At 43.0% G+C, this 4,131-nt stretch carries 4 protein-coding genes; all 4 read left to right on the plus strand.

Features of this window, described 5'->3' with window-relative positions:
- The coding region (locus Q0212_RS07885) for a terminase family protein (RefSeq protein ID WP_297924263.1) at window positions 1-807 on the plus strand (807 nt) is incomplete at its 5' end.
- The gene (locus Q0212_RS07890) at window positions 807-2,012 is read left to right on the plus strand and encodes a hypothetical protein (RefSeq protein ID WP_297924264.1); all 1,206 of its coding nucleotides are present in this window, start codon (window positions 807-809) and stop codon (window positions 2,010-2,012) included. The genes Q0212_RS07885 and Q0212_RS07890, both read left to right, overlap by 1 nt.
- A complete protein-coding gene (locus Q0212_RS07895; RefSeq protein ID WP_297924266.1) occupies window positions 2,009-3,472 on the plus strand; it encodes a DUF4055 domain-containing protein in 1,464 nt (487 codons plus the stop codon). The genes Q0212_RS07890 and Q0212_RS07895 overlap by 4 nt, the downstream gene beginning before the upstream one ends.
- A 40-nt stretch (window positions 3,473-3,512) precedes the next feature.
- Window positions 3,513-4,131: hypothetical protein (locus Q0212_RS07900; protein ID WP_297924268.1), on the plus strand; the 619-nt coding region annotated here is incomplete at its 3' end.

The following is a 4,131-nucleotide window of genomic DNA, read 5'->3' on the forward strand; positions in this document are numbered from 1 at the left end:
GGCATTGATGTAACAACAACGCCCGAGGGCTTTAAGTTTGTACACGAGCAATTTGTAAAACTACCCAGTCAAAAGCCTGAGCTAAAATCAAACTATGGTGTTATTCACGCTTCAACATACGACAATGAAGCTAATTTGCCCGATGACTATATAGCTTCATTAAAAGAGTCTTATCCGTTAGAGCTTATCGATGCTTACTTAAACGGACAGTTTACAAACTTAACGAGCGGTACAATTTACACTAGCTATGACCGCCACCGTTGCGCATCAAATGAGACAATAAAACAAGGCGAGCCTTTATTTATTGGTCAGGATTTTAACGTTGGTGCAATGGCTTCGACAATCTATGTTAAACGTCCTAATGGGTGGCACGCAGTTGACCAGCTAACAGGCGTTTATGATACGCCTGAACTTTGCAAAGTATTAAAAGAGCGTTATCAAGGCCATAAAATAACAATATACCCTGACGCTAGCGGCAATAGTCGCAAAACTGTTAATGCTAGTGAGAGTGATATATCATTGCTAAAGCAAGCAGGATTTATTGTTAAAGTAAACGCACAAAATCCACGAGTCAAAGACAGGATTTTAGCGGTTAATGGCGCATTATCTCAAGGCAAGATGTGGGTTAATGCGCGTAGGTGTCCTGATGTTGTTGCGTGTTTAGAGCAACAGGCATACGATAAAAACGGTGAGCCTGACAAGCACAGCGGCTTTGACCATCAGAACGATGCAACAGGTTATCCAATCGTTTATGAGATGCCAGTGCGTAAGCCAGCATCAAGCGGTATCACAATGGGAATGTTTTAATGATTACAGCAGACAGCGCGTTAAGACATGAGTTGACAGTATCGAGACTGGTGACAGGTATTGTACAGTCTCGCATCATGCCGTCTTATTTTGATTTGTCGAAAGCGGTCAAGGCTGCACTCGTTGACTACGAGCCGACAATGAGTCGCAAAGAGTTTGACAAATTACGCGCTAATGTTGCGCTGATGGTCAGTGAAAAGATGGCGGCAATGTGGGAAGGCACAACAAACGACTTATTCGATTTAGCGAAATATGAGGCTAGTCATGTTGTTAGTGAGTTATCGGGTGCAACGGCTATCAGCGAAGCGGCAATAACTAGAGCGGTTAATACGCCAATGGTATTAGCAGGTGCGGTAAGTCAAGTTGGCACATGGCGCGAATATGTTGCAGGTGCTTCAAATAGCACACAGACACGGATTATTGATAACACGATACGTCAAGGCTATGAAGTGGGTGCAACAGTGGGCGAGATGACAAAACGCCTAGTTGGTACTAAAGCTAACAACTATCTTGATGGCTTAATCAGTAACACAGGAGCGCGTGAAGCTGAGGCGTTAGTGCGTACTGGTGCTAATCACTATGCTAATGTTGCGCGTGATGTTGCAGCACAGGCAAACGCAGATTTAATACAAGGCCGTGTGTTTTTGGCTACGTTTGACAATCGCACAACTTTAACGTGTCGCCATTTTGGCACATTGCAAAAGATTTATGCACTTGATGACCCTGCTACACCTAAGCCGCCTTTACATTTTAATTGCCGTTCTTTATTGCAAATAGTCCCGATTGGCTTTGACCCGTTTGGCGGCACAAAAGCAGCAGTGGGCGGAAATAACACACAAACAGCCGAAGAAGCATTTAACAAAAAGAATGATAGACTAGACGCTAGACGCGCAAAGGCAGGCGAACAACGAGCGCAAGGCCAAGACGCTAAAGAAGTGCCAAGCAAAGTTACTTATACAGGGCGTAAAGATAGTGCTATATTTGATGCAGGGCAAATTAATGCTAAGACAAATATGGACGCTTGGATGCGCCAACAGCCTGATTGGTTTATTGAGTCGTCATTAGGTAAAACACGCGCTAAACTATTCAAAGAAGGCGGGCTGACAATGGATAAGTTTACCGATATGAATGGTCGCCCACTCACGCTCAAAGAAATGAAAGCCCTTGACGCTTACGATTTTGCTTTTAGGAAAGCCAAACTATGAACATAGAATACACAAAGCATCCAGATTACACAAAAGCCGAAGATGAGCTTTTTTTAATTCGTAAATTTATCGAAGGCTCGGCTGCGGTAAAGCGTGAGGGCGTTAAGTTTTTGCCACATCCAAACCAATTGGAATGTAATACACCCGAACAAGTTAGACGTTATGAAGCGTACAAGATGGGCGCAGAGGTAGAGGACTTTGCAAGCCGCACATTAAACGACTTGCTAGGTGCAATGTTTAGACATCCTGCAAAAGTTAATCTACCACCACAATTAGAATACTTAAAAGACGACAGCGATGGTGACTGGTTGTCGTTGCAAGCATCAATTGAGATTACCGCAAGCAACTGCTTACAAGTCGGCTATCATATTTTGTTGGCTGAGTATGACCAATTGCCAACTGGCTTAGATGTTGAATTGTCGATAGCAGAAAAAGCCGCACTTAACCAACGCGCATCTATCAAACATTATCCGCGTGAGGCTTTAGTTGACTGGAATTATGGCAAAGTAGGTGGACGATTAACGCTGGTTTATGCACGTTTAGAGCATAACGAAATTAGACGCAATGATGACGGCGTTTCGTTTAATGCAACTGTATCACTAGAGTTAGGTATTGATGAAAAAGGCTACTGGCAAGAGTTAGAAGTGTTGGATGGTAAAAGCGTTATCCAAAGCGAGGAGCGAATTTATCCACAAGCCAACGGTAAAAACATGACGTACATCCCGATTGAGATTGTACAAAGTGAACGGATTGTGGCAGGGAAATTACCTGTTAATGGTGGTTATTTATCGCCACTTTGTCACAAAGCCCACGCACGTTATCAAGTTAGTGCAGACTTAAAAGAGCGTTTACGCATCTTACAAGATACGAGTTATTCGAGTGGGTGGGACGAAAGCAAAAAAGAGCAGTTTGATATTATCAATGGCCGCAAATACTTCGCTATGGGCGCAGGAGTACATAACTTTTTGCCCGATGGTGTGACTATGGATATTTTAAAGCTAACGGCTGATGGCGATGCGCTTTTTAAATACATGGAAGAAAACGCAAAACAAGTACGGGCAATTGGTGGACGTTTTGAGACGCAAGACAATCAACAGCAGACACTTGGCGAGGTCGAGATTAAAGACGCTAACGAAAAAGCAGTCTTAACTTTACTAACAAATAACATTGAGCGAGCTTATAAAAATATCATTGCGTATTGTGGTGATTTTGAGGGTTTAACACTACAACCAAGCGATATTGACTTAGTGCTAAACCGTGAGTTTACATCTACCACGCTTACACCCGATGAGGTGCGAGCCATACGCGAATTAGTGCTTGATAGATTGATGACACCACAAATGGCAATCGAAAAGTTAATTGCAGGTGGTTATATCTCGGGAGAGGCTGAGGACGTTATCTCAATGATTGAGGCTATCCCTTTGCCAATGTTGCAAACCGTACAAAATAGCGTACAATAAATTAGCGTTACTGTGTAACACTTTATCAAAGGTTTTGATTATGATTGAAGTTAAAGATTTGGCAGATATTCCAGAAAAATATCATGCTGATTATGTAGAGGTTGAAAAAGACGGTGCTAAGATTTATCAGCACAAAGACTTTGTAACTGTCGTGGGCGCAATGAAGCGCAAGGGCGAAGAGCGAGACGCACTAGCTAACGAGTTAAAAGTCTTTAAAAGTCGAGAAGCTGTTAAACAAGCTGAGGCCGAAAAAAAGGCACTTGAAAAGCTAAAATCCGAAGGTAAGATTGACGAAATCTTAGCTGACAGTGAAAAGCGGCACGGTGAAACGATTAAACAATTTGAAGAGCGCATTGCCAAGCGTGATGCAATCGTAATTAAAAAGGCGCGTGATGCTGTTGTTAGTGAGTTAAGCACGTTAGCGACAGAGGTAGGCGCGAAAGCATTTAAAAAATTGATTAGCGAGCGGGTTGATTATGACCCCGAAACGGATAAATACAGTTTTAAAGACGAAGAAGGCGGTGCTACTTCGTTAGATTTGGCAGGGTTTAAAGCAGACGTACTCAAGTCTCCAACCTATGCCGCAATGCTCAAAGCTCAAGCATCAAGCGGGGGCTTTGGCACTAATGCTTCAAATGGTGGCGGTGCTGCTAAAACAA

It is taken from the genome of uncultured Agitococcus sp., assembly GCF_937920075.1.
Lineage (GTDB): Bacteria > Pseudomonadota > Gammaproteobacteria > Pseudomonadales > Moraxellaceae > Agitococcus.

Coding starts and splice junctions, on each gene's coding strand:
- Q0212_RS07890 (WP_297924264.1), top strand. CDS start 807: ATGATTACAGCAGACAGCGCGTTAAGACATGAGTTGACAGTATCGAGA.
- Q0212_RS07895 (WP_297924266.1), top strand. CDS start 2,009: ATGAACATAGAATACACAAAGCATCCAGATTACACAAAAGCCGAAGAT.